Raw genomic sequence first — 24,603 nt, 5'->3', positions numbered from 1 at the left:
TCCCGCTCAGCAGCGTCGCACAAGCCTCAAGGCTCATTGTCAAAGTCGCGGACAGTAGCGAGAATCGTATGCAGATTTCCTACGATACCGCAGACCTGAAGCGATGCTGTCAGAAGCGCGAGGTAGCCGAAGAACGCTTCGGTCGGACCTACGCCGACCGCCTGGTTTCGGAAATCGCGGACGCCGAGGCATTCGACTACGTCGATGAGTGGCACCAGATTCTTGGGGGTAACGTGACGACCTTTGCTGACAATTCCTTTCAAGTGGTGATCGGTTCGAGCTACATGGCGACCTTCGTCAGCGTGGACGAGAACGCAGCCTTCGACGTGAATGGACGGATCGTCTGGGCAAGTGTTGAATACATTAAGTTGATGTCCATATCGGAAGTACAATGATCGAAGAGCACGCAACAGCGAATTGGTTTTCGAAGCCAGGCGACTCGATACGGGCGATCATGCAGCGCCGCGAGATCGGCGCGAACGATCTCGCGCAGTGCTTCCGTGACGGCATCGAGACGGTTAGGACACTGCTCGACGGATCGCGCCGTATCGACGAAGAGACCGCGAACACTCTGTCCGAGGCGCTAGGCGCATCACCGAAGTTCTGGCTAAAGCGTCAAGAAAATTTCGAAGCGGCCGTCCATCGTGCGGTCATACAGGTTCAGGAAAGCGGCCTCGAGGACGTTCTACTGCGCCTTCCTGCTCCCGGACGAAAAGCCGGCGGGAGGTTGTCGTCCGAGAAGCGCGCGGAAGAAATCCGCAAGCGGCTGGTCTTCTACAACGTTCCAAACGCTGAATCCTGGACTGCTCGCTACGGCCGGTTCGTTGGTGAGACCGACTACCGGACGTCCAAGTCCTTCGCCGCGAAGGAAGACGCCACTCTGCTGTGGCTGAGACGCGGCGAGCTCGAGGCCGACATGGTCCAGACGCGGGTCTGGAATACGGGAAACCTTCTGGATCGGCTCGAGGCGATCCGAAAGCTTTCGATGATCAGGCATCCCGAGGCTTTCCTGCCGAAGCTTCGCACCCTGTGTGCCGAGGCTGGGGTGGCCCTCGTCATCGTCAAGGCGCCCGAAGGGTGTCGGGCAAGCGGCGCGATCAGGATGGTCGACCCCGACAAAGCCATGCTTCTTCTCAGCTTCAGGTACAAGCGGGATGACCAGTTCTGGTTCACCGTCTTCCATGAAATAGGACATCTCGTCCTCCATAAGGCGGATACGTTCGTCGATGACGACGCCGTTCCTAGCGACGCCGACCGGGAACAGGAGGCCAACGAGTTCGCGGCCGAATGTATCATCCCACCGCTGAGGGAATCGGAGTTCCAGCGGGTTCCTCCGAAAAGGGACGACATCCTTCGGTTCAGCGTGTCGATCGGCATCGGCGCGGGCCTCACGGTCGGGCAGATGCAGCATCGCGGAATGCTAGGACCGGACAAGTTGAACTACCTGAAGAGAACTTGGGATTGGGCTCAGATCAACCCGGTTCGGGTCTAGCCCTTGTAGTGGACGAAGGACGAAGGACTTTTCTGCCAGTTGCAGAGCGCGTCCTCCATAACCGCCATTCCGACGTCGAGGCTGGCGTCCAGCTCGTCGAGCCAGTTCTGTAGCTGAGTTTCGGTCGCGACGCCCTGAACCGAACCCGTGAAAAGCAGTCGCGCTCCGGACGCCGGCCCGGTCGCTCCTTTCAGATACGCCGAACCCGCCTCGATCGGGGCAATTCCGTATCGGCCGATCATTGCCAAGTAGTCGAACTTCGCCAGTCGACCGAACGTCGAAACCTTCATGCTCCGATACAGCGCGTCGAATATCTGCGTGGGATCGTTTCCCGTCTGCTGGACCATGGCGGCGAAGAACGACTGATGGCCGTCTTCACCGATCCATGCGAGATAGCTGTTCAGAACGCTGCCGAAATTGCGGTTGGAATCCGGACGAAGGCTTTCGTACTTTCGATGGTTACCGAACTTTCCGCCGACGTTTGTCCAGTTCTGTGCAAGCCATTCTATCATCTGGTCGGGATCCGAGCTCACAGTCAACCAATTCCATGTGCCTTGCCCCAGCCGGCCATAGACTTGCGTGAGACGGAGCCAACCAGTCGATGCCGGCCGGGCGAAATGGGTCATGAGGAAAACCAGCCATGCGGCCTCCTCGACGTCGCCATGCTGGAGTTGGTACACCACCGCCCGCTCAGGATCGAAGGCGCCCGAATTTGGATCGGCCTTGGCGGCGCCGATCTGCTTTTCCTGGACCCGGCGATAGTAATCCTCGCGCCGCAGGCTGGCGATGAACTGCATCGCCAGGGTGCTGCGGCTATCGTCATCTGCTACGCCTGGCAGGTCGCGAACGGTCTGGGAGTGCGTTTGGAGCGCCTGCCGGATCTCATCCCATCTACCGCTTCTTGTCGGCCACATCGCAATCTTCTCCAGAAGTCTTTTTGCCTGCATTTCTTATCAGTCGAATCTTGCGGCGTCGTTCAAGAAAGGTCCGGTAAACCTCGTGGTGGAATTCGCCCTTAAGTGCGTCGAGATCTTCGAAGCCTGGCGCGTCCTCCTTCTTCGTCGCCCAAAACACCTGCAGCAGCCGCACGATATCAGCCCAGTACGGATCCTCGAACACCTTCACGGCGTCAATCGTCTTTCCGCTGCGCAGTTCGGCTTCCGCGTCCATCAGGCGGCCGGTCAGCGCAAATGGATCGCCGCCCGGCATCGGTGGCATCTCGATCGTCTTCTGATGGCCCTCGTGAATGTAGCGCTTCATCGCCTCCATCGACTCGTCATAGACGTGCATGCTCGCCGCGTAGTGGAGATAGTTCCCGAGACCGACGCCCAGCCGCGAGGCCATCATTTCCTGGATCATGGTGAAGCAGAACACATCATGCGGGAGTCCTTTGTAAGCGTCGTTTGAACGCATCGTCACGGACATGTGGAGCCGTCGCTCTCGGATCAGAAACTGCAGCGCGGTCGTGCAAGGAATCTCCCTGTGGTAAACATCATTGTCAGCGGCGTCGTAGAGTTGAATGACAGCTCGCTTGGACGTCTGGTTCTTTCGCAACAGGGAAGTGATGTTCTCCAACTGATTGATGCTGCCGCGCATGGCGTGGATCCTTGGGCCATAGGCACCGGCAAGGACACCATCCTCCGCGTCATCGGCATAGTCCGGAATGTAAGCCTTGATGAAATCGAGTGTGTTGAGACCAGCGAGGTACCATAGAAGCTCGCCGAGCGCACTGAAAGGCTTGCCTCGGTCCTGGGATCGGCTGATCCGTGCTCGCGGATTGGTCATCCGGAAGAAGACGCCAAGCTTCTCCTTCATGTCGCCGCGTGAACCTGTGTTCACGGCTCCTTCGGCATCGAGCGCTTTGTACAGCTCGATCATTATCTCGTCGATGCCTTCGCCCTCAAGCAACATTCAGCGCTCCGAATCTTAGCACGATCGCATCTTATGCGATGCACCAGTGAATGGAACTGCTACCTGAGCTTGTTCAGGCCTTTTGTTATCGTTCGATGGGGTGCCTCGTATTGTGAGGCGAAGTCATGTCATTAAGCCGAAGCGAACAGATCTTCGCGCGTTGCCCGCCGCAGGGATTCGTAGCACTGCGGCGGACAGACCTGATCCGCCACAGCACCGTCAATGAAGCGACCACCGAAGTCGTTTAGATAGATCAATTTATGCCTTCAGAACCGGCTCCCGCCGCAATTCCAATTTCCGGTCGACGACGAGTTCTGCAGCCATTCTCATCAACTGAGCCTTCTCCTTGTTCAGGAGTTCCTTCGCCGCTCGATATTCACGCGCCAGGATTGAGCTAATTTCCGCATGAGCTTCGGTGGGCGCTATGAACAAGGCGTCGATCTCGTTCCTGTCCGCATGGAACCGAAGGCTCTTGCCCATCCCATAGGATAGCACGAGTTTCGTCGCGATCTGGGTGGCGGTGTCGAGGTCCGAGCCCGCGATGCCGGCGCCGCCGATCGAGCGAGATCCTTGGACGACTTCCTCCGCAGCCATCCCGGCGAGCGATATACGAATCCTTGCAAGCAGCGTCGCTTCGGTAGGCAGGATTTCCTCTGTCATATGGTAGTGAGTCCTTCCTCCCTCCTGCATGTCGGGTCCCTCTTCCAGGACGCTGTCCTCCAGCTCGACGACAATTCCATCGGCCAGCTTGCTAGCGAGGGCAACAAGCGCGTGACCGCATTCATGAACCGCCATCCTAAGGACGATGGATTCAGGCAGTCGCCTTCTAACGGGAAGGCTGGCCCTCACGTCGTCGAGGGTCGGCGCCCGCCCATTGCTTCGCGCGGTCCGCTTTGCTCTCCGGGCAAGCTTCCGAAGATCGGCCGGCGTCGCAGTTCGGAGCCGGTCGGTAATCTTCCGGATTTGCGCGACATCGATCACGTTTGATAGATGATGTCGGAGGATTGCCGCTCGCTCTTCCTCGTTGGGAGGGTCGATATGGACATGTTCCTCCAATCGTCCAGATCGAAGGACGGCGGGGTCGACGTCCTCGAGGCGGTTCGTGGCACCTATGAGGATCACGCCCTTCATGTCGACGAGCCCGTCGGTCAGTTCCAGAAAGCAGTTCACCACGTTGGATTCATAATAGGTATTCTTCCCTCCTGAACCTCGTCGTCCTATTCCATCCAGTTCGTCAACGAAGAGAATGGCGCATCCCTTGGAGCGCGCCTCCGCAAAGGATCCCCTCATCGCCTGAGCATGTCCCCGAGATGTCCCTCCCCGCTGCCCTGCCATGCCGCAACCGACGTCGCGACGAGAGGAACTTCTAGCTCCGCGGCCAAAGCCTCAGCAAAAAGGGTTTTGCCGACCCCCGGAGGACCGATGAGGACGGCGCCATGATCAACGTCACTCCACTCCAAAGCGTTGGCGTTCCAATCTTTCAAATCGCGTTTCAGTGCAGTCACCCAAGGCCAAGCCGAAGCGAAACCCGGCAAGTCACTGAGTTTCTGCCTCGAGGTTAGATTAATCCGTGCCTGTAGTGCCTCTGCGAGTTCATCGCTGGAAAACGATTGGCGCCCGGCGAAGGATTCGACGACGCCGAGATCCGCCTGGGAAAGTCTCCAGACGAGATCGGTAGGAAGCGAAGAAAGGCCGGCGAGACGGCGCCCCGCAGCAATCTGACGTGGGGTAGGGTTCGAGGCATAGACGATGACGTCCGCGGCCTGCCGTACCGCTGGAGGGACGATGTCGAACGAAGTAGAAAGGATGATCAACTGGTGATGAGCACCCAGGGTATCGACCCAGCCGGCCCCCAATTTCCTGGTGGACGGTTCCAGAACCCGGACAGTGCGTCGCGACGCGTCATTGTGAAAGAGCGCCCGTCGATCTCCCCGCATTAGGAGTTCGGCGGCCTTCGCATATCGATTGATCCATCTGGCATCTACGATGACGATGATGATCCCGCGGGTGTTTCCCCTGAACTGACCGAACGGGCGCAATGTCGCGCGCAGTGAGCTGTGAGCAAGAAAATAGCCGAGGTTACGGCGGAGATCTTTGAAAGCGGCACGTGACATATGATGTTTCATGCGTCGAGCCTCCTGTCCAGCGACGCGTTCGCCAGTCGGTACCACCGATTCAGCGTTCTGACGAAAGACTGTCCGTCTTCTTCGAAATAAGCGAAGACTTCGCTTGTCAGGATGACGCCGCCGTCATGCAGGACGGGATGTCCGAAAACGATTCCTTCCAGGCAGGGCGCCTTTCTTGCGGACCAGCGGAATCGCTCGAGCGATGGCAGATCCTCACCAAGGTCAATTGCTCGAAGGTTATTTGCCTTCAAGCGCCGTAGGTCGTCGGCCAGGCTCTCCAGTCCGTCGATGTCCGCCAGCAGTCTTGCGTGCATGATTCGATTTTCCATTAAAAGGCGTTGCGAAAGGATTCGTGATCGCGTCCGAATAGAAGCTGAATGCTTCTTTTTGGACGCCTTGAGCTTCCGTTGTGACGCCCGTAGCTTCCGGCGTCAAGATCCTGCACCTACCGAATTGCCCGCCGCAGGCATCCATGCGAATGAATCCTTATGAAGGTACCACCAGCGATCGTTTTCACCCTTGCGAGAGAGTTCTTGGGACTGACCCAGCAGGACGTCGAAGTTCATTCCCGGATTTCACGATCAAGCATCCAACGGATAGAGCAAGGTAGGCACCGCCTCCTCGACACAGTCATCAGATTGCAAGAGTTCTATGAAGAGCGAGGTATCGTCTTCCTTCAGCCGGCAGACGGGCGCGGATGGGGAGTGGTGAACAACAACCTCATCACCTTGGAAGTTCAACTCGATAGACATCCATCAGCCGACGGTCGAATTTCATAGCTCGATATCGCGAAAAATTGCCAAGACACGCAGTATCCCTCGCATACAATGGCAGTCGCGTAACGATGCGGAATGCGAGCGGAGCTCGCATACATCCTCCCATCCCGCGCTTCAGCCTGCCATGTCGGAGATCGATGTCAACGGCGCTCGGGCAAGCCCTCGACCGTCCTTCGGCCCTCCGGGTGACTTCGATCTCCGACATGGACTCCGAGGCTTATCGGGACGGGGAACATCGTTTCCGCCTGACGGCGGGTTCGACCCCTCCTGGGGATCGAACAGGGAACGGATGGACAAGACGGTAGAACACACATGTCAGGCTTCGTCGGACCCGCGATTTTTTGTGCATCCATTGCCATTGTCGGGATACCTACAGAACGACGACCTGCTCTTGTCAGCCAACAAGTGGGCTCTCTGAACACACGACCAGTTTCCTCGAGCCCCTCGTAATCGCGACGTAGAGGTTCTTCATGTTCCTCTTAGGAACATTGTCGAAGTCGGAAGCATCCAGGATGACGGCAACGTCGGCCTCCAGTCCCTTGAACAGAAGCGGACTGCCGACCGCGCGTGGCGGCACGCGCCGTCCCAGCATCCTGCTCTGCTCGCGGATGCGGATGGTCGCTGCGAGAAATGCGTCGGGTTCATTCGGAGCGGACGAACGTAAAGCGTTGATGCAGACGCGGAGAATCTCCGGCCGGTAGGTTCTTGCCCCTGGGTTGTTTTCGAGCGCTTTGAAGAGATCGATGAGGTGCTGCGCGGAGCCCGTCGCTTTGTAGTCGATAGCCGCGAGCTCCGAAGCGGTCGCATCCTTGCGCCCGGCGCCTCGCTCGAGGACGGCGACCCGCCTGATCAGCTCGTCCTTGGATACCTGCGTGGTGAGTTGCGAGGCGAAGGACAGGACGTATTCAAGATCACCGGGCCGGTCGAGGACGACACCCGCGGCAAAGTCAGTCAGGTCGGTGAGGTCCACCGCCTCTACTGTGACCGCTCCGGGCGTCTGCATGGCGATCCGCTGCTGAAGCCTCTTCTGATTTCCCGCGGCCATAATCAGGACCTCGCCTCCGCGCTGCGGTGATCTCGCGTTGCAGGCCCGGCGCCGTTTCTCTTCGTCGTCATCACCGTCGAGATGAACCCACTCGACCTCCGCGGGGGCGTCCCGAAGGTCAATCTGGTTTCCTGCCAGAAGGGTCTTGCGAGCATCTAGCAGCCACTCTCCGAAATTTTGTGCGCCCGCGTTGATCCACCGCCATGGCGTCTTCAGTTCACCGACCTCGAAGAAGTTCGAGCAGACGTCGTCGTTCCAGTCCGGGTGGTCGCCGTTCCAACTAAAAATCTCCTGCATCGGATCCCCAAGCACGACCGTGGGGAGGATGCCGGAGAGATGGCAGGCGATGGCGTGCTGCTCCCGGCCGCAGTCTTGATACTCGTCGACGATCAGCCGGCTATAGCTGGCGGCCAGAATGTCGTCGATGTGCTGGCCGTGTAGAAGTTCGACCACCGCGTTTTTGATTGCCGGGTAGTCCTTTCCAGGAATCTTCAAATCCAGATGCCTGGCATCGATTCCGGACCGGCCTGGAAACGTTTTTAGCATTCTGAGCGCCCAACCGTCCAACGTGGCAAGCCGGTACGACGACGCACGGACTTCGGCACGTTCCAGCCTCGCTCGAAGTGCGGCGACGCCTGCATTCGTGTGCGTGAGGATCAGTATCGGCTTATTCCCGGAATGCCTTGCAAGGGAATCCGCAATAAGCTGGGTTTTGCCGCATCCCGCCGGCGCCGTCACCGAGCCACAACGGATATCGAGAAGGTCGATCTCGTTATCAGCCATTGATGGTCCAGTCCCGAAGCGCCTTCACGATCTTTCGGAAATCCTGGTCGGATTCCGCCCAGTAGGGCACGACGACGTCCCGGCCGATCTCCTCCATATCGGACACGGTCTTAAACCAGCTCTTCTTGCCTTCCTTGTTTCCCCCGGCGGCATTTCCAAGCGCAAGCCTACTTGCAGCGCTCAGTTCCCCTTCTCCGATTTCCTTTCGCACAACCTCGAGCGTCACCTTGTTGTCGGAGTAGCTTCTGAGCTGGCTGTCGACTTCCTGCTCGGACCTGTCCTCCAAGGATCTATACAGAAGGATTTCTACCGCCTTCACGGGCAGGCTCTCGAACAGCTCCACCTCCAGCTTCCTGCCCTCGCGCCATTTGAATATCCTGCCGTCCAAAGCCTCGAAGGCCGTCTCCTCGACTTCTTCGGGACGATAGTCGTCGTCGCGGAACGTTGCGGTACGGTATCCCATCCTCTGGAAGGCCTGGGCACGGGACATGATCTTCTTGTAGCCACCTGCGTCGACAAGGCAGGTGCCCTCGGCGTGCATGGACTTCTTCCCGGCGTCCGACAGGTATTGGTCGACGCCTCGCACAAGGCCTACTTCACTCGCCCCCTCGCATACCAGCACGGAGCGAGCCAGGAAGGCCTCTGGATGGACCCTGAGGGTTCCTTGCAGATCAGGATGATCGCCCGCCCATAGCACGTGATGGCCGCCGGCGATTTTGCGAACGATGAATAGCTGCCCGACGGCGAGCTCCCGGACGGCGATCGGCGAGTGGCTCGTGACGAAGACCTGGAGTTTCGAATCCTTGTTCTTGGCGCCGAGGTTCCCTAGGAAGCGGATGATCCGATGTGGTTCCAACCCGTGCTCGAGTTCGTCCACGAGCAGGAGCGAAGATTTGCTCGCGTTCCTTTGCTGCAGCCCAGAAATCATCAGGCGAGACGAACCGATTCCCAGCTTCTTGAGCGGAACGCCCACCTCGTCGTGCAGCGAGATCGTGCCGGCAGTCACGGAGACCGCATGCGCTTCCAGCTCCGCGCGGGCCTTTGCACCGACGTCAATGCCAAGCTCTCCCGCCACGGTAGTGACGATGTCCAGCGCCTTGGTCAGGTTCTTGTCGGCGTCCTTGCCAAAGACCTTCCTCGCCTCCCGCGCCGCGGCCAGGAGCGCCGTCGAGGCGTCGGCGGTCTCGTCGGAAAGCTTGTTGAGGATGGAACCTCGACGCCATGAGAGATTATGGTCGGACAGGACTCCGATGCGAACGGGCGCGAGGTCGACACGGTCCGGCCACAAAAGATTCCTGCTCTGGCCGGCGGCTGCAGCCCGATCGGATTGGAGCGACCAGATAGGCTCGAGATCGCTCTCCACGCGCAAGTTCAGCGTGATGACGGTTTCCAGACCGACCGTAGGCTCGTCGTGGATTTCCATCTTGTCCTTGTCGAAGCCGCGAAGATAGATCCCATAAGTCTCGACTGACATAAGGGGTGGCGCGAGGTCGCCCAGAGTGATGGAGATGTCGATCGGGGCGCCCACTTTCAGCGCATGGAAATCTGCATCCGTGAACTGGGCCGTCCGTCTCGCACCTACGCAGAGGTCGATCGCGTCGAGGATGGTGGACTTGCCGCCGTCGCCAGGGCCGATCAGGCAGTTCAATCCCGGTTGCGGATGCCACTCCAACGATTGGATGCCACGGAAATTCAGTATTTCGATCTTTCGGATCGTTGCCATGTCTGCCTGCGAGAATCATTATGTTCCACCGCAGTAGTTCATGCCCCACTAGGAACAGCAACCGGGAGAATATCCGGCTGAGATTTTCCCGCACGGCATGGGCATTCTGGTCTAGGACTCCTGCGCCTAGTACATGACCGACGTGGATCGGCTTGATCGATCACGACTCAAAGAAGACGAACCGATTGGGGTATACTTCGGTCTTCCCATCGCAAGTAATCGTAATGTGATAGATATCGGCGTCCCTGATAGTTACGGTCATTTCGTAGCCGGCCGGGAATAACTGATCAACGCGACGGAAGAAATGTTTCGCGACTCCGGCGTCACTTCCGAGATGCTTGTTCATCAGTCTTTCGATCCCCACGACGTCCCAGGCCTCGTCGTGGCTGCCATCGGGAAGCGTGAGAAAGTGCAGCGTTTCGTCGAAGACGAAGGACGTGAATACCTCCATGTGGGCGGTGCTTTCTTCCAAGATAAGTTTCCGATCGACGTGCGCCGGTGCAACTTGCACCGGATTGGACTTGCTTTCAGGCTTCGCTCGAGAGGGAATGAGCCGCCGGTTCATTCGATCTGAGCCTCAGGGACACGTCTCTGTCGAGCGACCTCGGATCTGGTCTGACCCCCCTGCCAAACCCGGCTTCTGACCCCACGAGGATGACCCTGTCGATAGCCCTTGTTATGGCCGTGTAGATCATTGCTCGATCCATATTCGCCGTCGGCAGGACGGGCATGACCACGTTCCGGAACTGGCTGCCCTGAGCCTTATGGACGCTGATGCAGTAGGCGAGGCTGAGCTTCTGGATCTCGCCGGCGCCGATCGAGTGCCTCTTCCCGTCGAATACGGCGACGACGCTATCACCATAGAAGCCGTCCACCACTCCCATCGATCCGTTCCACAGGTGGCGGTCGTAGTCGTTGACAGTCCAGATGCATGGGTCGCCTTCGGCAAATCCATTCATGGCGCTGAATCCGGCATTCGTTCTCAGACCGTGGAAATGAGCATTGATAAAATCGATTCCCGCGACGCCGCCATATACTGCCGCCACGACCTGCACCTCCTCGCTCTGGAGATCGTGAAGAATGTCTTCGATGGTTTCGACGATGCGGGCCTCGGGCGCATCCGCGAAAGTGCAGCCTGCTCGCTCGCGGTTATACGACGGAACTTGCGGGGCCCGGCCCTCGCGTATAGCGACGGAAACCCGAGGAATGCCGCTTTCCTCCGACGCCCTTAGAATCCTGGTGAGTTCTGTCTTCGGTATCCGACTCTCCAGGACGAGACGATGCAAGGTGAGACCGAAACCGATCGGCGGGAGCTGAGCCGTGTCACCCACCAGAAGGCAGCGGGCGTCTTCCGGAAGATGAAAGAGTATGCGGTAGAGCGTAGGAAGATCGAGCATCGAAGCCTCGTCGACTACCCACGAGGGTGTGTCGACCGAGCTCGATACGCCCATCGGCGACGCCCTTCAGCCAGGACGCAACGGTCTGTGCAGGCCTTCCCGTCGCCTCGGCGATCCGTCCCGCGGCCCGTCCGGCGATGGCGAGCTGAAAGACGTTCATGCCGAAGTGGCGGGCACCTGCGTTGATTGCGCGGAGCGTAGTGGTCTTGCCTACGCCGGCGCCGCCGATAAGGAGGGAGAAGGCGTTCTTCAAAGCCATTCCGACTGCGTCGCATTGCTCGTTCGTCAGAGATCTTGATGGATCGAACCTCGCGAGGAAGCTGGCGACGTCTTCGGAGCGAATGCCGTCGAGGAACAGGTCATTGCCGACGGTGCGCCGGACATGGGCGTCGATCCGGGCTTCGATGAATCTCTCCATGTAGGCCGCGCCGGCAGGTTGAAAACCACCGTCAATAGAGATCGCGGCCCCGTCGGAGACAGCAAGTTCCACCGCCGTCAAAGCATCTTCTTCGGACACGCACAGTCGTTTCGCCACCAGACCCACCAGAACTGGTCCCCCGCACCAGGTATGTTTTCGGTCGAGGCGGTCGTAAAGGATGCTCTCTACAGCAGCAACGAGCCTACGGGGGTCGCTCCCGCTGACGCCCAAAGCCGTAGCCACCCTGTCGACCTGCGGCCATGTGCAGACGGTCAGCAGCCGGTAAGGGTTGTCCTTCATCTTCGAGACGGCCTCGTCGCCCCAGAAGGCGACGGCTTTACGGGCGACGTTCAGCTCGATCCCCTGCTCGTCGAAGAACACTACACAGTCGGCGAGCGCCTGCTGATTGCGCCAGGCCTCGACGACGATTGCGGCCTGATTGCGGTCGAGCAGTTCCGACAGGCGGTGGAAATCGCCGTCCCCAAGAATCGCATAGAGGTCCGGTCCGAACGTCTCCCACAGACGCTGGGCAGTGGCCTTACCGACGCCGACGAACTCCGGTCGAGAGGCGAGGAATTCCACGATGTGATGCCCGCGTGGCATTTTCGTCATGGGATCACACGCCTGCCTGTCAAGGTGGCATGCTCGTACCTTGCCAACCTCCGCCGCAGCTCGTAGTTCTCACCGCGTAGTGAGGCGAGCTGCTGCTCAAGAATGGTGATACGCGCCTTGTCGGCTCCGTCCCGTCGCGGCGGCTCTGGAGCGGCTGGCCCATCAAGCCCCAGCGCGACGACTGCATCGCTGAGCCTCCTCTCGAAGCGCTTGTTCTGGGTGAACGTCTCCCGATTGAACCCGCACGCTGTGGCGACGGCCGTCTTGTTGACCTTACCGCCCCGGCTTGGCAGCTTCAGGCCAGCGGCCTCTATCTTTTCGAGGTAGGCTTCGAGGCGGATGAAGTGCTCCTCACTGATCTGTTGGAAGGAGTTCTGGCTCATCGTTCCTTCACACTCCCGTCGCGGTCCACGTCAGGCAGTCGTCTGTTCAGGTCCAACTCTGAGATGCCACGGCTCCGCGCGTTGTAAAGCCATGTCGCGAACTTCTCCTCGAAGCGGCCCCTCTCGGCCTCGATCACGGCAATCTTTGCTCTTAGGCTTTCAATGGTGTTCTGCAAGAGTTCGATTTCAGGCCGCGGCGCCGTATCACGCGGCTTATCTGTCCGCAAACGATCCTTGGCCTGCTGATACGCCGTCTGGATATTCTCCTGCTTGGCAAGGCCTTGTCGTGTAAAGCTTCGGCGGAGAAGCCTTTCCACGCGCTGCAGTAATCGCTCCCAGGTTAGATCGCCGCGCCACGAAGTCAGCATATCGACGATCCGTTCGATTTCATCGGTCTTGAGACGGGCCTTTGCCACCAGTCAATCCTCCCACATGTCCACCAAGGCATCGACCAGATCGTCATCCACACTGCCGGCTCGGGAGGAACGCTCATTGACGTCCCTGTCGCGGAGGGCCATCGCCACTTCGCCATCACGCGATGCACCTGGGAGACTCATTACGGTGCCATCGGGAATCGAGGGATCGTCATGCATTGAGAGCATTAATCGCATCTTGGCGATGCTAGCCTCGTGAGAGCGAACCCATTTGTCGGCTCCAACGTGACCCTCACCCATAGCCCGGATGGCGTCATCGAGCTGTTTCGCGCTCAGTACGAGGCGTTTCGATACTCTCTCCTGATGCTTCACGTCGCCTTTGATAAAGACGTTCTCGGAGCAGTCAATGCAGTGGCCATGCGTCTCGCACGGAAGGAGTGAATAGTCATGTACACAGATGCCGAGTTCCGTTGTTAGGGCTGCACCGATCCGGGCCTCGGCGAACTCCCGGCGGTCGACGGGCCGGTTGATGCCGACCATCTTGCCTTCCTCGAACATGGGGCCATTGCCGGTTCCGTCATCCAGCGCCGCCCTAATCTGACTCAAGGTCTCTTCGGGCGTCACATGATTATAAGCCTTGTTCTGCGGGACTTCTCGCCCGCTCCACTTGGCGATGTCGAGATCGCTCATGCCCTTCAACTGAGCGACCGTGTTCAGCCAATGGCGAAACGCGTGGCTACTGATCTTTATCGGGCTGCCATCGCTTTCCGTGTAACCAAATCGCTCGAATACGCTCGGCTTCCTCCCCCCGTCGTGTCCGGACAGCCAATGGTCGTAAGATTGGACGGTCCCCTTCTCGATCAGCGTCCGATAGGTTCTCTTGTCGGAATGAGCCTGGTTGCCGAACAGGACGATAAGCGTTTCCGAGTATCTTTGATCGTCGTAGCGGTTGAGGTGAGGAAAATCTCCCGGCAGATCTTTGAGGTGCACCGCGGCCAACGACGAGATGCGCGCTTCTTTCATGAAGGGCGTCTTTCCATCGGACCGCCATTCAACCCCTTGCACGTTCAGCCACCGGGCCGCGTCTTTGGCCGGACGAATATCCATCAACCGCACAAGGCCGTCTTTCGGCAGCCAGTCAGACGATCTGAACTTCTCGAGATCGCCGGGTAACCACAACTGTCCTGGATTCTTCTCGTACCACGCCGCTACCAAGCGAGCCTCGGCACACATTTCCCGGATCCGAGCGACTGCCTCCTGTACGAGCGATGCCATCAGCGTCGGCACCCACTTCACCTGCGGCGGGTGTCCCTTTCCGGGAAAGACCCGAATGCCGTAAGTGTCAGATGTATCACCCGTGGCGGGATCCTTTACCTTATCGTAGACCTCGCAGTCTTCTCGGAGCTGAAGGACTTCGTGGATGCGTATGGGGATCGATACGAAGATGGCAGTGATGGCGGAGTAGAGACGATCGACGAAGCTCTCCGAGTTCCGATAAATATGCGCCAACGCGAGGAAGGCTTCTGGACTCGGAAGCTTCTGTTCTCTCCATTCCCTCGCCTCCTTGCCTATCTCCTCAGTCTTTTCCTTTGGCTTCCTCACCCCGTGCTTCCACTGGAAGGGCGCGTGGAGGAACTTGCGGTCTATGCAGAACCGATAGACCTTCTGGATGGTCACGGCGAATTGGTAGTGCCGCCCAGGTCCTACCCCTTCTTGAGCCATGGCGACGGCCGCGTTGAGGACGCTGACATTCAAGGATTCGATGCGCGGTTCGAGATTCAAACATCTGAAGCTCGCCTCTATCAACTGTAAGGCTCCCAGGCGCTTGACCGTGGGCTCGAAGAGGACCGGCGACGTCGAATGATGATATCTGACGTAGGCTTTGGCGAATTCCCTGAATTGTCCGAGGAGAGGAGCTCCACCGACCACCTCCTGCCTGTTAGTAAGCGTCGTATCACGATTGTAGTACGCTAGGACACGGCTGTCCCGGTTCTGCCCTTTCGTGACGAAGGAGGATCCGACCTGCCAGATGTCTAAGTCCCACTCGTCGTTCGACACGAGAGCCTCGATCTCCCGTGCCAGGGCAATGAACTTGGCAACGCGTTCGGACGGGTTCGTGGCCTCGTCGCCGGTGAACTCATGGACCGTGCCGCTCATGCCACCAGCCGCTCCAGGGAGCAGAGCTGAATAACTTCGGCCGCTGCAATGATTGTCCGATCCCTGATTGTGAAGATCTTGCGCGATATTCCATCCCCCTCCATGCGGTTGCGATCGGCGATGAGCGCGGCCATGAATTCCTCGTGCGGCCCGTCGATCCATGGTTGGAAGTGCCGGCACGTATAGCATGCGTATGGTGCGGCCAGACCACAGAAGCTCATCTGCCCGCATGTCCCAAGAGGGTCGGTGACGTTGTCGATAAGGGCTCGGTCGTAGATACGACTGGTTCGATCGCCGCCGCGTCGAGCCTCACCTTCCGTCTTTACGACGACGCCCGCGAAGGCTTGGGCGAGAGGCGCGAGCTCCATGGCGAGGTGCCGATCGAGACGCAGGACCATCGAAGGGCTAGCCTCGAAGTATACTTCGACGTTCTGCGTGTCCGAATGGTCCAGCAGCTCCGCAACGGTCCACTTGTCCTTTCCGTCGTCGACGGCGCGCTGAGCGAGGGTGATCCTAAACCGCTTCGTATTCCCCTTAAGACCGCTTAGGCGGTCGATGGTGCTGTTCACCGCAGCGCCAATGGTTTGAGCGGTCCGGTGGTACTCCAACCCCGGCATAAGGCCAACTTGCCTTGACATAAACAAAGGCGCTTCACCAGGGCGCAGTCGCAGGGTTTCCGGCCGAGCTCTGTTTTGATCGATCACACGTTCAAGCAGCGCCCCGACATCCTTGCTGCAATACCGAGTCTTGAACTGACCTCGAATTCCACTGCCTATCTGTTTCGCTCGCGGGATGCGGAGCGCGTATGACTTGCCCTCGCTGTTTTCGATTACGAGGAGGTCCTTCTCCTTCATTGCGGCGATCTGGATCGGACGACAGCCGTACGCCAGGAACAACCAGACGACTGCGAAACGGAACAGACTAATCTCGCCGCGCGCATATGAATCGTTGAGGGCAGAGTGGATACTCAAAAGCTCTATGTCGTTGAACGCTCCTTGCTTAGAGTCGCGAGTGCGGATCGAAGTGCCCTTGATATTGCCGCGGATGGTCGAGCTGTCGAGGTACTCGAGCAACTCTTCCGAGGCGATACCGAAGCCGAGCCTGCTCATTTCCGTGAGGAAGATACGAACAACTCCAAGCTTCCACTCTGTCCCCTCGTTGAGCGTCGCCTTGAAAGTAAGAACATGGCTGAGTTCGATGCGTTCGCAACAAGTATTCAACCGCGAAAACACCGATCGATAAAACAAGAGGAAGTTTCTGAAAAGGTTGACTGAATGGGCGAACGATGCCTCCTGAAGCTTCGCTATCAATAGCCACTTGAGCCGCAGGACTATCCCTTCCGAGAGACGGTCAAATTCGTCGAATTTGAAGATCTGCCTATTGGAAAGGCCACCCAGCGACCACTGATTTAAGTGAGGATGAAAGGTTACTCCATCGCGTGTGATTGCCTCCGTCGGAAGCCGCGGGAGGTCGTCGGAACCGGCAGATCTACGAACCGACGTCATACGTCACTCTCCTCACTGCAAATTCGAATGTCCAAGTCTCCTTGAATTTCGGCAAGGAACTCGTCCGACCTCCGCCGTATGGTACGACGCAGATAGTGCTGAGCTGTCGAATCGCTCCGCCACCCCATGAGCCTCTTCCTCCACTTGATCTCGTCTTCCGGAGAGATGGTGCCCTTGAGGTCGATCAGTTCAGAAAAGGCATCATTCCACGAGTGGCGCAACGGATGCGGCCCTATCTCATCCGGCAGTCCAGGAACACGTTTACGTATCGCCAGGAAGATCTTATTGACGTTTGAAAGCGACATTGGTTTGCCGTCGGGCATGCTGACAATCAGGAAGGGATTCAGCTTTGCGAACGGTAGTTTCGATCGATACTTGACGACCCATTCATGAACCATTTCCGTGGCGCGGGCGCTCAACGGCAGTATCCGCGCTGCAGTCTTGGCGGCTGGTTTTTCCCGGCGGTTGTCTTGCTTGTCATCCGGCCGTCGATGCACTGTGACAGAGCCCTTTGCCCCGCTGAGCGCCAAATCGGCTACGTAGAGACCCAGAAGCTCTCCGCGCCGAATGCCGAGCTCTATGAGCAGCCTCACGATGAGATAGTTTCGGAAGCGTACTTCCGTTCGGAAGGGGTTCTCGGGGTGGTCCGGCTCAAGGATGGTCAACAGCCGCTGCACCACCTGCGGGTCGACGCCCTCTCGCTGTCCGACATCGTCGCGCTTCGGCGCTCTGATGCCCCGAATGTACGCTCTAATTCGATCGAGACATTCCCGCCGCATCTTGTCGTAGGCCAACCATCGATCAGGCCATTTTTGAAGTTCGGCAAGGTGGTCAGCGCTCGTGAATTCGAGGAACCCATAGATCACGTTCAGTCGGTTTCGCTTCTCGGCCGATACAACTGAACGCCCTCGCTGCGGCTTTGCCCGCTTCACCAGTTCCACGACATTTGAAGAACGCTGTTCAAGTTCGGGAAGTATGTCCGCCAGGTACCGGCCACAGAAACCGGTCAGATCAATGATTTCACTCAGGGACAGGAAAACGCCTTCCCGGAGGCGCCCGTGGACATCGATATCCCGCAGGTCCGCCCAGAGGTAGAGGTGCATCAGCGACCGGAGTTGGTTGAACATGGTGTTTGGCTGATGGCCGAGAGGCCGACTGCTCGCCATGATCCAGAAGGTGGCAGCCTCGAGAGGCAACCCGGCGTCCGCTCGCACCAAAAAGGGCATGCGCTCGCCGGACGAAAAAATCGACCATCGAACGCTGTAAGGATTTTGCGAAGACTTCAGCACAAAAAGCTCCCACCGAAACAACGGTGAAAGCTACAAATTATAATCCATTTGTCAATGTATGAACTAACTGGAGTCCTGCCGACACGTCAACATATTTTTTTCTTGCCGGCCTAGATTTTCTTTCAACCTGCTCCCAGGCCTGACTTTCGCACTGGATAGCGGTAAACGGCTGGGGTGTAAGTTTACGGTGTTAGCAATTCCTCTACTAGGTTTTGTAGCGCGACGGATCTCCGGTCAAAGAAAAAGCCGTAAGTCGTTGTCTCTAAACGACTTACGGCTCTTAGTTGACAAAAGCGTTGACGCTCCCTCCTAGAACGGGATGTCGTCGTCGAGATCGCGCGAGAAATTGCCGCCGGCCGGCTGGCTGCCGGAAGACGGACCGCCGCGGCTCGCACCCCCCGCAGCAGGCCTGCGCTCGTAATCGTCGCCGCCGCCGAAGTCGTTGCCGCCGAAATCGCTGCCTACCCGATTGCCGCCGCCACCGCCGCCGAAACCAGCACGGTCACCGCCGCCCTCGCCGCGACCATCCAGCATGGTCAGCGTCGAGTTGAAGCCCTGAAGCACGATTTCCGTCGAATAACGGTCGTTGCCGGTTTGGTCCTGCCACTTGCGGGTCTGCAGCGCGCCTTCGATATAAAGCTTGGCGCCCTTCTTCACATATTGCTCGACGACCTTGCAGAGGCCCTCGTTGAAGACGACGACCGTATGCCATTCGGTCTTCTCGCGGCGTTCGCCATTGTTGCGATCGCGCCAGGTTTCGGACGTGGCGATGCGAAGGTTGGCGATCGGCCGGCCGTCCTGCGTCCGGCGGATTTCAGGATCAGCCCCCACATTCCCCACCAGGATTACCTTGTTCACACTACCAGCCATATTCGTCACCTCATCTGCCGCCCGGTAACGGCACCAAAAATCAATCGCGGCACTCTAGCCCATCGGACCCAGCCATTGGGTCTTTGCGATCTTTAATCCACAGGCAAATTTGTTCTTTATTTGTTCTATTTTATTCCTATAGTGCTGTCAACCGACTCGGGAACGGCGTTGCACGGCAGCAGTTTCGTCTCGACAGTCGTGGATCAATCACTACATAAGGGCCTTCGATCCTCCCGAGAGCATGAAGATGAGCGAACTGAAGAGCATTTCCATACGTGGTGCGCGCGAGCATAATTTGAAGGGCATCGATCTCGATTTGCCCCGCAATTCGCTGATCGTCATGACCGGCCTGTCCGGTTCGGGCAAGTCTTCGCTCGCCTTCGACACAATCTATGCGGAAGGCCAGCGGCGTTATGTCGAAAGTCTTTCGGCCTATGCGCGCCAGTTCCTGGAGATGATGCAGAAGCCGGATGTCGACCAGATCGACGGGCTTTCCCCGGCAATCTCCATCGAGCAGAAGACCACCTCCCGCAACCCTCGCTCGACGGTCGGCACGGTCACCGAAATCTACGACTATATGCGCCTGCTTTTTGCGCGCGTCGGGGTGCCCTATTCGCCGGCAACGGGCCTGCCGATCGAAAGCCAGACGGTCAGCCAGATGGTCGATCGCATCCTCGCCTTCGAAGAAGGCACGCGTCTTTATATTCTGGCGCCGATGATCCGCGGGCGCAAAGGCGAGTACAAAAAAGAACTCGCCGACCTGATGAAAAAGGGGTTCCAGCGCGTCAAGGTGGACGGCCAGTTTTACGAGATCGCCGACGTCCCGGCGCTCGACAAGAAATACAAGCACGATATCGATGTCGTCGTGGACCGGCTCGTGGTCCGCTCCGATATCGCCGCGCGCCTGGCGGACAGCCTTGAAACCTCGCTGAAGCTGGCCGATGGGCTGGCGGTTGCCGAATTCGCCGACAAGCCGCTGCCGCCGGAAGAGACTTCGGCCGGCGGTTCCGCGAACAAATCCCTCAACGAAACACACGAACGGGTGCTGTTTTCGGAAAAGTTCGCCTGCCCCGTTTCCGGATTCACCATTTCGGAAATCGAGCCGCGGCTGTTTTCGTTCAACAATCCATTTGGCGCCTGCCCCACCTGCGACGGTCTCGGCTCGCAGCAGAAGGTCGATGAAGCGCTGATCGTGCCGGAGCCTGCCCGAACGCTGCGCGACGGCGCGATTGCGCCCTGGGCGAAATCCACGTCGCCCTATTACAACCAGACGCTGGAAGCGCTGGGCAAGGTTTTCGATTTCAGGCTTTCCAGCCGCTGGAACGAGCTTTCTGCGACGGCGCAGAAAGCCATCCTCGAAGGCACCGAGGAAAAGATCGAATTCCACTATGCCGACGGCGCCCGCTCATACAAGACGGTCAAGAATTTCGAAGGCATCGTGCCGAACCTCGAGCGCCGCTGGAAGGAAACCGACAGCGCTTGGGCGCGCGAGGAGATCGAACGCTATATGTCAGCGGCCCCCTGCCCGGCCTGCAACGGCTATCGCCTGAAGCCGGAAGCGCTGGCCGTGAAGATCAACAAGCTGCATATCGGCCAGGTCACGGAGATGTCGATCCGTGTTGCCCGTGATTGGTTCGAGGTGCTTCCGGAACAGTTGAACGCCAAGCAGAACGAGATCGCGGTCCGCATTCTGAAAGAGATCCGCGAACGCCTGCGGTTCCTGAACGATGTCGGCCTCGATTATCTCAGCCTGTCGCGCAATTCCGGCACGCTCTCCGGTGGCGAAAGCCAGCGCATCCGGCTTGCCTCGCAGATCGGGTCCGGCCTGACTGGGGTGCTCTACGTGCTCGACGAACCGTCGATCGGCCTGCACCAGCGCGACAACGCCCGGCTGCTCGATACGCTGAAACACCTGCGTGATATCGGCAATACGGTGATTGTCGTCGAGCATGACGAGGACGCGATCATGACCGCCGACTACGTGGTCGATATCGGCCCTGCGGCCGGCATCCATGGCGGACAGGTGGTGGCCGAAGGCACGCCCAGCGAAGTGATGGCCAATCCGAAATCGCTGACCGGCAAATATCTGTCGGGCGAGCTCGGCGTGCCGGTACCGGCGGAACGCCGCAAGCCGAAAAAGGGCAAGGAGATCAAGGTTTTTGGCGCCCGCGGCAATAACCTCAAGAATGTCACGGCTGCCATCCCGCTCGGCGTCTTCACCGCCGTGACAGGCGTGTCCGGCGGCGGCAAGTCGACCTTCCTGATCGAGACGCTTTACAAATCCGCCGCGCGCCGCGTCATGGGCGCCCGCGAAATCCCGGCCGAGCACGACAGGATCGACGGTTTCGAGCATATCGACAAGGTGATCGATATCGACCAGTCGCCGATCGGCCGTACGCCGCGTTCGAACCCCGCCACCTATACCGGCGCCTTCACGCCGATCCGCGACTGGTTTGCCGGCCTGCCGGAGGCAAAGGCACGCGGCTACCAGCCGGGCCGTTTCTCGTTCAACGTCAAGGGCGGCCGCTGCGAAGCCTGCCAGGGCGACGGCGTCATCAAGATCGAGATGCACTTCCTGCCGGACGTCTACGTCACCTGCGACGTCTGCCATGGCAAGCGCTACAATCGCGAGACGCTCGACGTCACCTTCAAGGGCAAGTCGATCGCCGACGTGCTCGACATGACGGTCGAGGAAGGCGTCGAGTTCTTCTCGGCAGTGCCGGCGGTCCGCGACAAGCTGCAATCGCTCTTCGATGTCGGTCTCGGTTACATCAAGGTCGGCCAGCAGGCCAATACGCTTTCGGGTGGCGAGGCGCAGCGCGTCAAGCTAGCCAAGGAATTGTCGAAACGTTCGACGGGGCGCACGCTTTATATCCTCGACGAGCCGACGACCGGCCTGCATTTCCATGACGTCGCCAAGCTTCTGGAAATGCTGCAGGAACTGGTGAACCAGGGCAATTCGGTGGTGGTCATCGAGCACAATCTCGAGGTCATCAAGACAGCCGACTGGATCATCGATATAGGCCCGGAAGGCGGCACCGGCGGCGGCGAAGTGGTCGCAGCCGGCACGCCCGAGCAGATTGTCAAGGAAAAGCGGTCCTATACCGGCCACTTCCTGAAGGAACTGCTGGAGCGCCGACCGATGAAGAAGGTGGAAGCGGCGGAGTGAACCTCCGCACAAGGGAGGCAATTCATGACCAAAGCCGGCACAATTCGCACTGGCATCGGCGGCTGGACCTTCGAGCCGTGGGAAGGCACGTTCTATCCTGAAAAACTGGCGAAGAAGAAACAGCTCGAATATGCGGCCAGCAAACTGAAGGTCATCGAGGTCAACGGTACCTATTACGGTTCGCAAAAGCCCGAGACCTTCGCCAAATGGGCATCGGAAGTGCCGGACGGCTTCATCTTTTCGCTGAAGGCGAGCCGCTTCACCACCAACCGCAAGGTTTTGGCCGAGGCGGGAGAATCGATCGAGAAATTCCTGACTCAGGGGCTGACCGAGCTTGGCGACCATCTCGGGCCGCTGCTCTGGCAGTTCGCGCCGACCAAGAAGTTCGAAGCGGATGATTTCGAAGCCTTCCTGAAACTGCTGCCGAACAAGCTGGACGGGCTGAAGCTGACTCATGTGGTCGAGGTCCGCAACGACACGTTCAAGGCGCCGGAATTCATCGCGCTGCTGGCGAAATACAATATCGCACCCGTCTGCGCCGACCATTTCGACTATCCGATGATCGCGGATGTCACGGCGGATTTCGTCTACGCGCGCCTGCAGAAGGGGTCGGACGATATCAAGACCTGTTATGCGGAAGAGGATATGAAGGTTTGGGCGAAAAGGCTGGAAACCTGGGCGGAAGGCGGTGTGCCGGACGATCTGCCGCTGGTTGACGAGAAGCGTGAAGTCAAGAAGGAGCCGCGCGACGTCTTCGCCTTCTTCATCCACGAGGGCAAGGTGAACGCGCCCTATGGCGCAATGGCGATGCGCGAACTCCTGGAAAGCCGAAGCTAGGGATCCAGCCAGATGCGGGCATGGGCGGCGAGGTCTTCGGCCGTCATGCCCCTGCCTGCCCGCTTGCCGGCTTCGCCATGCAGGTAGACGCCTGCAGCGGCCGCCTCGAATGCGGGCATGCCTTGGGCGAGCAACGCGCCGATCATGCCGGCCAGAACGTCGCCGGAACCGGCGGTTGCCAGCCATGGCGGTCCGTTGGTGTTGATGTAGGCGCGTCCGTCGGGGCTGGCGATCACCGTATCGGCGCCCTTGTAGACAATGGCGGCGTGGGCGCGGGCGGAAGCCGCCACCGCCTTTTCCACCTTGCTCAGGTTGCCATCCGCGGCGATGTCGGGAAAAAGCCGGCCGAATTCGCCCTCGTGCGGTGTCAGCACCAGATGGGGCTCTCCGCCGGCAAAGGCATCGAACAGGTCCGAAGGCTTTTCCTTGAAGGAGGTAATCCCGTCTGCGTCGAGCACCAGCGGGCGATCCTTAAGCGCCAGCGCGAACTGTCGTGTTTTCTTGCCGACGCCAAAACCCGGTCCGAGCACAAAAGCGGCGAGTTTTGCCGAACCGAGCCAGTTTTCCAGATCTTTCACCGTGTCGACCGGATGCAGCATGATTGCAGTCAGCGAGGCCGCGTTGACCTGCATGGCATCGCTCGGCGAGCCGACGGTCACCAACCCTGCCCCCGCCTTCAGGCCCGCTATCGCCGACAGCCGAGCCGCACCGGTCTTGCCGGCCTCTCCGGAAAACACGGCCAGATGCCCGCGTCGGTATTTATGAGTTTCGCTTCCCGGCTCAGGCAAGAGACTGCGCCACAATTCCGGTCGGTTTTCCCTCGTCTCGCCGGCAACCTCACGGATGACACGGGCAGGAATGCCGATATTGAAAACCTCGATGTCACCGCAGAGCGACCTCCCCGGCAACAGCAGATGTCCCGGTTTTCGGGTCATGAAGGTGACGGTATGCACGGCCTGGAAGGCGGCCCCGAGCGGGACGCCACGCCTTCCGCAGAGACCGGACGGCAGGTCGACGGCGATAACCGGTATCCGCGCCTCGCCGACATTGCGGATCACATCCGCGACGATGTCGGGCACGTCGCGCGTCAGGCCGGCTCCGAACAGCGCATCGACCACCACGTCACCCGCGATCGGCCGGTAGGTCTGGAGCGGCTCAGAGGGCAGATTGCAGTGCTCGCGCGCCTGCCTGGCATCCCCCGTCAGCTTCTGCGGGTCACCCAGATGATGGACGCGAACGGACGCGCCGGCTTCGGCAAGCGCGCGGGCCGCCACATATCCGTCGCCGCCGTTGTTTCCGGGGCCGCACAGCACGGCAAAACGCAACGCGCCTGGAAATTGTCGAAGCGCGGCCGCTGCAACGGCCTGCCCTGCCCGCTCCATCAGATCGAAAGACGGAATGCCGTATCGGGCAGAGGCGGCGTCCGCCGCCGCCATCTCGTCGGGTGTGAGGAGCAATGAGCCAAGCGAAGCATCCATAGGCGCAATTGAACGGAAAGCTGATCAGAAAACAAGCGCCGTCTCGCCACCCAGATAGACATAAAAATTATGCAAATGCCTAAATTTAAGCCATCACATAGCGTACATTTATAAACTCTAAAATATCGAAAAAACTTCGAAAAACTCCGATTCTTGTGCCGCAACGCACAAATTTTGAGAAAAACGGAAGCGATTTTGTCGCTGAAGCTGCTGTTTTGTCGGGAATTAGTGAAAAACCCTATTATTCTTTTGAAAGTG

22 protein-coding genes are annotated in these 24,603 nt (G+C 58.9%); 5 read left to right on the top strand and 17 right to left on the bottom strand.

The annotated features are described in order from the left end of the window. The first annotated feature begins 68 nt into the window (after nucleotides 1-68). Both ACZ9EJ_RS07135 and ACZ9EJ_RS07130 read left to right on the top strand, forming a co-directional pair. On the top strand, nucleotides 69-395 hold the full coding sequence (locus ACZ9EJ_RS07135) for a hypothetical protein (protein ID WP_046639277.1): 327 nt from the start codon (nucleotides 69-71) through the stop codon (nucleotides 393-395). Beyond that, nucleotides 392-1,492 (top strand): ImmA/IrrE family metallo-endopeptidase, encoded by a 1,101-nt coding sequence (locus ACZ9EJ_RS07130; RefSeq protein WP_046639276.1) that lies wholly within the window; start codon nucleotides 392-394, stop codon nucleotides 1,490-1,492. Before ACZ9EJ_RS07135 ends, ACZ9EJ_RS07130 begins: the two co-directional genes overlap by 4 nt. Here the strand turns inward: ACZ9EJ_RS07130 and ACZ9EJ_RS07125 are convergent. From ACZ9EJ_RS07125 to ACZ9EJ_RS07105, 5 genes are all read right to left on the bottom strand, one after another. Beyond that, on the bottom strand, nucleotides 1,489-2,406 hold the full coding sequence (locus tag ACZ9EJ_RS07125) for an alpha-glutamyl/putrescinyl thymine pyrophosphorylase clade 3 protein (RefSeq protein ID WP_046639275.1): 918 nt from the start codon (nucleotides 2,404-2,406) through the stop codon (nucleotides 1,489-1,491). The genes ACZ9EJ_RS07130 and ACZ9EJ_RS07125 overlap by 4 nt on opposite strands. Further along, the gene (locus ACZ9EJ_RS07120) at nucleotides 2,384-3,403 is read right to left on the bottom strand and encodes a thymidylate synthase (protein ID WP_046639274.1); all 1,020 of its coding nucleotides are present in this window, start codon (nucleotides 3,401-3,403) and stop codon (nucleotides 2,384-2,386) included. Before ACZ9EJ_RS07120 ends, ACZ9EJ_RS07125 begins: the two co-directional genes overlap by 23 nt. 258 nt (nucleotides 3,404-3,661) lie before the next feature. After that, nucleotides 3,662-4,693, bottom strand: a complete 1,032-nt coding sequence (locus ACZ9EJ_RS07115) for an AAA family ATPase (RefSeq protein WP_476098884.1) — start codon at nucleotides 4,691-4,693, stop codon at nucleotides 3,662-3,664. Then, on the bottom strand, nucleotides 4,690-5,529 hold the full coding sequence (locus ACZ9EJ_RS07110; protein ID WP_476098882.1) for an AAA family ATPase: 840 nt from the start codon (nucleotides 5,527-5,529) through the stop codon (nucleotides 4,690-4,692). Before ACZ9EJ_RS07110 ends, ACZ9EJ_RS07115 begins: the two co-directional genes overlap by 4 nt. Then, entirely contained in the window at nucleotides 5,526-5,843 is a 318-nt protein-coding gene (locus ACZ9EJ_RS07105) for a hypothetical protein (RefSeq protein WP_046639273.1), read from the bottom strand. The genes ACZ9EJ_RS07110 and ACZ9EJ_RS07105 overlap by 4 nt, the downstream gene beginning before the upstream one ends. Nucleotides 5,844-6,017: 174 nt before the next feature. Between ACZ9EJ_RS07105 and ACZ9EJ_RS07100 the strand changes: the two genes are divergently transcribed. Then, nucleotides 6,018-6,308: a helix-turn-helix domain-containing protein gene (locus tag ACZ9EJ_RS07100; RefSeq protein WP_046639272.1), complete on the top strand. Its 291-nt coding sequence runs from the start codon at nucleotides 6,018-6,020 to the stop codon at nucleotides 6,306-6,308. A 391-nt stretch (nucleotides 6,309-6,699) separates the two neighbouring features. On the opposite strand, the gene ACZ9EJ_RS07095 is transcribed toward ACZ9EJ_RS07100, so the two are convergent. From ACZ9EJ_RS07095 to ACZ9EJ_RS07045, 11 genes are all read right to left on the bottom strand, one after another. Then, the gene (locus ACZ9EJ_RS07095) at nucleotides 6,700-8,133 is read right to left on the bottom strand and encodes a UvrD-helicase domain-containing protein (protein WP_046639271.1); all 1,434 of its coding nucleotides are present in this window, start codon (nucleotides 8,131-8,133) and stop codon (nucleotides 6,700-6,702) included. Continuing rightward, nucleotides 8,126-9,856: an ATP-dependent nuclease gene (locus ACZ9EJ_RS07090; protein WP_046639270.1), complete on the bottom strand. Its 1,731-nt coding sequence runs from the start codon at nucleotides 9,854-9,856 to the stop codon at nucleotides 8,126-8,128. Before ACZ9EJ_RS07090 ends, ACZ9EJ_RS07095 begins: the two co-directional genes overlap by 8 nt. A gap of 160 nt (nucleotides 9,857-10,016) precedes the next feature. After that, the gene (locus ACZ9EJ_RS07085; protein WP_476098880.1) at nucleotides 10,017-10,328 is read right to left on the bottom strand and encodes a hypothetical protein; all 312 of its coding nucleotides are present in this window, start codon (nucleotides 10,326-10,328) and stop codon (nucleotides 10,017-10,019) included. Between the two features lie 55 nt (nucleotides 10,329-10,383). Next, entirely contained in the window at nucleotides 10,384-11,253 is an 870-nt protein-coding gene (locus ACZ9EJ_RS07080) for an ATP-dependent DNA helicase (RefSeq protein WP_476098878.1), read from the bottom strand. Next, entirely contained in the window at nucleotides 11,180-12,283 is a 1,104-nt protein-coding gene (locus ACZ9EJ_RS07075; RefSeq protein WP_046639267.1) for an AAA family ATPase, read from the bottom strand. Before ACZ9EJ_RS07075 ends, ACZ9EJ_RS07080 begins: the two co-directional genes overlap by 74 nt. Then, a complete protein-coding gene (locus tag ACZ9EJ_RS07070) occupies nucleotides 12,280-12,666 on the bottom strand; it encodes a hypothetical protein (protein WP_046639266.1) in 387 nt (128 codons plus the stop codon). Before ACZ9EJ_RS07070 ends, ACZ9EJ_RS07075 begins: the two co-directional genes overlap by 4 nt. Continuing rightward, nucleotides 12,663-13,082: a hypothetical protein gene (locus ACZ9EJ_RS07065; RefSeq protein WP_046639265.1), complete on the bottom strand. Its 420-nt coding sequence runs from the start codon at nucleotides 13,080-13,082 to the stop codon at nucleotides 12,663-12,665. Before ACZ9EJ_RS07065 ends, ACZ9EJ_RS07070 begins: the two co-directional genes overlap by 4 nt. A 3-nt stretch (nucleotides 13,083-13,085) precedes the next feature. After that, nucleotides 13,086-15,197, bottom strand: coding sequence for a hypothetical protein (locus tag ACZ9EJ_RS07060; protein ID WP_046639264.1), 2,112 nt, complete (start codon nucleotides 15,195-15,197; stop codon nucleotides 13,086-13,088). Continuing rightward, the gene (locus ACZ9EJ_RS07055; RefSeq protein WP_052764536.1) at nucleotides 15,194-16,702 is read right to left on the bottom strand and encodes a site-specific integrase; all 1,509 of its coding nucleotides are present in this window, start codon (nucleotides 16,700-16,702) and stop codon (nucleotides 15,194-15,196) included. Before ACZ9EJ_RS07055 ends, ACZ9EJ_RS07060 begins: the two co-directional genes overlap by 4 nt. Further along, nucleotides 16,699-17,991, bottom strand: coding sequence for a tyrosine-type recombinase/integrase (locus tag ACZ9EJ_RS07050; RefSeq protein ID WP_476098876.1), 1,293 nt, complete (start codon nucleotides 17,989-17,991; stop codon nucleotides 16,699-16,701). The genes ACZ9EJ_RS07055 and ACZ9EJ_RS07050 overlap by 4 nt, the downstream gene beginning before the upstream one ends. Before the next feature lie 309 nt (nucleotides 17,992-18,300). Next, nucleotides 18,301-18,861 (bottom strand): single-stranded DNA-binding protein, encoded by a 561-nt coding sequence (locus tag ACZ9EJ_RS07045; RefSeq protein ID WP_046639262.1) that lies wholly within the window; start codon nucleotides 18,859-18,861, stop codon nucleotides 18,301-18,303. Nucleotides 18,862-19,108: 247 nt separating this feature from the next. Here ACZ9EJ_RS07045 and uvrA point away from each other — a divergent pair, with 247 nt between their 5' ends. Then, nucleotides 19,109-22,030 (top strand): excinuclease ABC subunit UvrA, encoded by a 2,922-nt coding sequence (gene uvrA / locus ACZ9EJ_RS07040; RefSeq protein ID WP_046639353.1) that lies wholly within the window; start codon nucleotides 19,109-19,111, stop codon nucleotides 22,028-22,030. Nucleotides 22,031-22,054: 24 nt separating this feature from the next. Beyond that, nucleotides 22,055-22,867, top strand: a complete 813-nt coding sequence (locus ACZ9EJ_RS07035) for a DUF72 domain-containing protein (protein ID WP_046639261.1) — start codon at nucleotides 22,055-22,057, stop codon at nucleotides 22,865-22,867. Here the strand turns inward: ACZ9EJ_RS07035 and ACZ9EJ_RS07030 are convergent. Next, a complete protein-coding gene (locus ACZ9EJ_RS07030) occupies nucleotides 22,864-24,345 on the bottom strand; it encodes a bifunctional ADP-dependent NAD(P)H-hydrate dehydratase/NAD(P)H-hydrate epimerase (RefSeq protein WP_046639260.1) in 1,482 nt (493 codons plus the stop codon). The two genes, ACZ9EJ_RS07035 and ACZ9EJ_RS07030, sit on opposite strands and share 4 nt — an antisense overlap. Between the last annotated feature and the right edge of the window lie 258 nt (nucleotides 24,346-24,603).

The organism is Neorhizobium sp. USDA 3394 (genome assembly GCF_056280385.1).
The sequence above is the reverse complement of the archived record's forward strand: the minus strand, read 5'-3'. Positions and strand labels throughout refer to the sequence as shown.

What these genes read in the sequence shown, in the direction of transcription:
- ACZ9EJ_RS07135 (WP_046639277.1), top strand. Translation starts at nt 69, where the DNA reads ATGCAGATTTCCTACGATACCGCAGACCTGAAGCGATGCTGTCAGAAG.
- ACZ9EJ_RS07130 (WP_046639276.1), top strand. Translation starts at nt 392, where the DNA reads ATGATCGAAGAGCACGCAACAGCGAATTGGTTTTCGAAGCCAGGCGAC.
- ACZ9EJ_RS07125 (WP_046639275.1), bottom strand. Translation starts at nt 2,406, where the DNA reads ATGTGGCCGACAAGAAGCGGTAGATGGGATGAGATCCGGCAGGCGCTC.
- ACZ9EJ_RS07120 (WP_046639274.1), bottom strand. Translation starts at nt 3,403, where the DNA reads ATGTTGCTTGAGGGCGAAGGCATCGACGAGATAATGATCGAGCTGTAC.
- ACZ9EJ_RS07115 (WP_476098884.1), bottom strand. Translation starts at nt 4,693, where the DNA reads ATGAGGGGATCCTTTGCGGAGGCGCGCTCCAAGGGATGCGCCATTCTC.
- ACZ9EJ_RS07110 (WP_476098882.1), bottom strand. Translation starts at nt 5,529, where the DNA reads ATGAAACATCATATGTCACGTGCCGCTTTCAAAGATCTCCGCCGTAAC.
- ACZ9EJ_RS07105 (WP_046639273.1), bottom strand. Translation starts at nt 5,843, where the DNA reads ATGCACGCAAGACTGCTGGCGGACATCGACGGACTGGAGAGCCTGGCC.
- ACZ9EJ_RS07100 (WP_046639272.1), top strand. Translation starts at nt 6,018, where the DNA reads ATGAAGGTACCACCAGCGATCGTTTTCACCCTTGCGAGAGAGTTCTTG.
- ACZ9EJ_RS07095 (WP_046639271.1), bottom strand. Translation starts at nt 8,133, where the DNA reads ATGGCTGATAACGAGATCGACCTTCTCGATATCCGTTGTGGCTCGGTG.
- ACZ9EJ_RS07090 (WP_046639270.1), bottom strand. Translation starts at nt 9,856, where the DNA reads ATGGCAACGATCCGAAAGATCGAAATACTGAATTTCCGTGGCATCCAA.
- ACZ9EJ_RS07080 (WP_476098878.1), bottom strand. Translation starts at nt 11,253, where the DNA reads ATGCTCGATCTTCCTACGCTCTACCGCATACTCTTTCATCTTCCGGAA.
- ACZ9EJ_RS07075 (WP_046639267.1), bottom strand. Translation starts at nt 12,283, where the DNA reads ATGACGAAAATGCCACGCGGGCATCACATCGTGGAATTCCTCGCCTCT.
- ACZ9EJ_RS07070 (WP_046639266.1), bottom strand. Translation starts at nt 12,666, where the DNA reads ATGAGCCAGAACTCCTTCCAACAGATCAGTGAGGAGCACTTCATCCGC.
- ACZ9EJ_RS07060 (WP_046639264.1), bottom strand. Translation starts at nt 15,197, where the DNA reads ATGAGCGGCACGGTCCATGAGTTCACCGGCGACGAGGCCACGAACCCG.
- ACZ9EJ_RS07055 (WP_052764536.1), bottom strand. Translation starts at nt 16,702, where the DNA reads ATGACGTCGGTTCGTAGATCTGCCGGTTCCGACGACCTCCCGCGGCTT.
- ACZ9EJ_RS07045 (WP_046639262.1), bottom strand. Translation starts at nt 18,861, where the DNA reads ATGGCTGGTAGTGTGAACAAGGTAATCCTGGTGGGGAATGTGGGGGCT.
- uvrA (WP_046639353.1), top strand. Translation starts at nt 19,109, where the DNA reads ATGAGCGAACTGAAGAGCATTTCCATACGTGGTGCGCGCGAGCATAAT.
- ACZ9EJ_RS07035 (WP_046639261.1), top strand. Translation starts at nt 22,055, where the DNA reads ATGACCAAAGCCGGCACAATTCGCACTGGCATCGGCGGCTGGACCTTC.
- ACZ9EJ_RS07030 (WP_046639260.1), bottom strand. Translation starts at nt 24,345, where the DNA reads ATGGATGCTTCGCTTGGCTCATTGCTCCTCACACCCGACGAGATGGCG.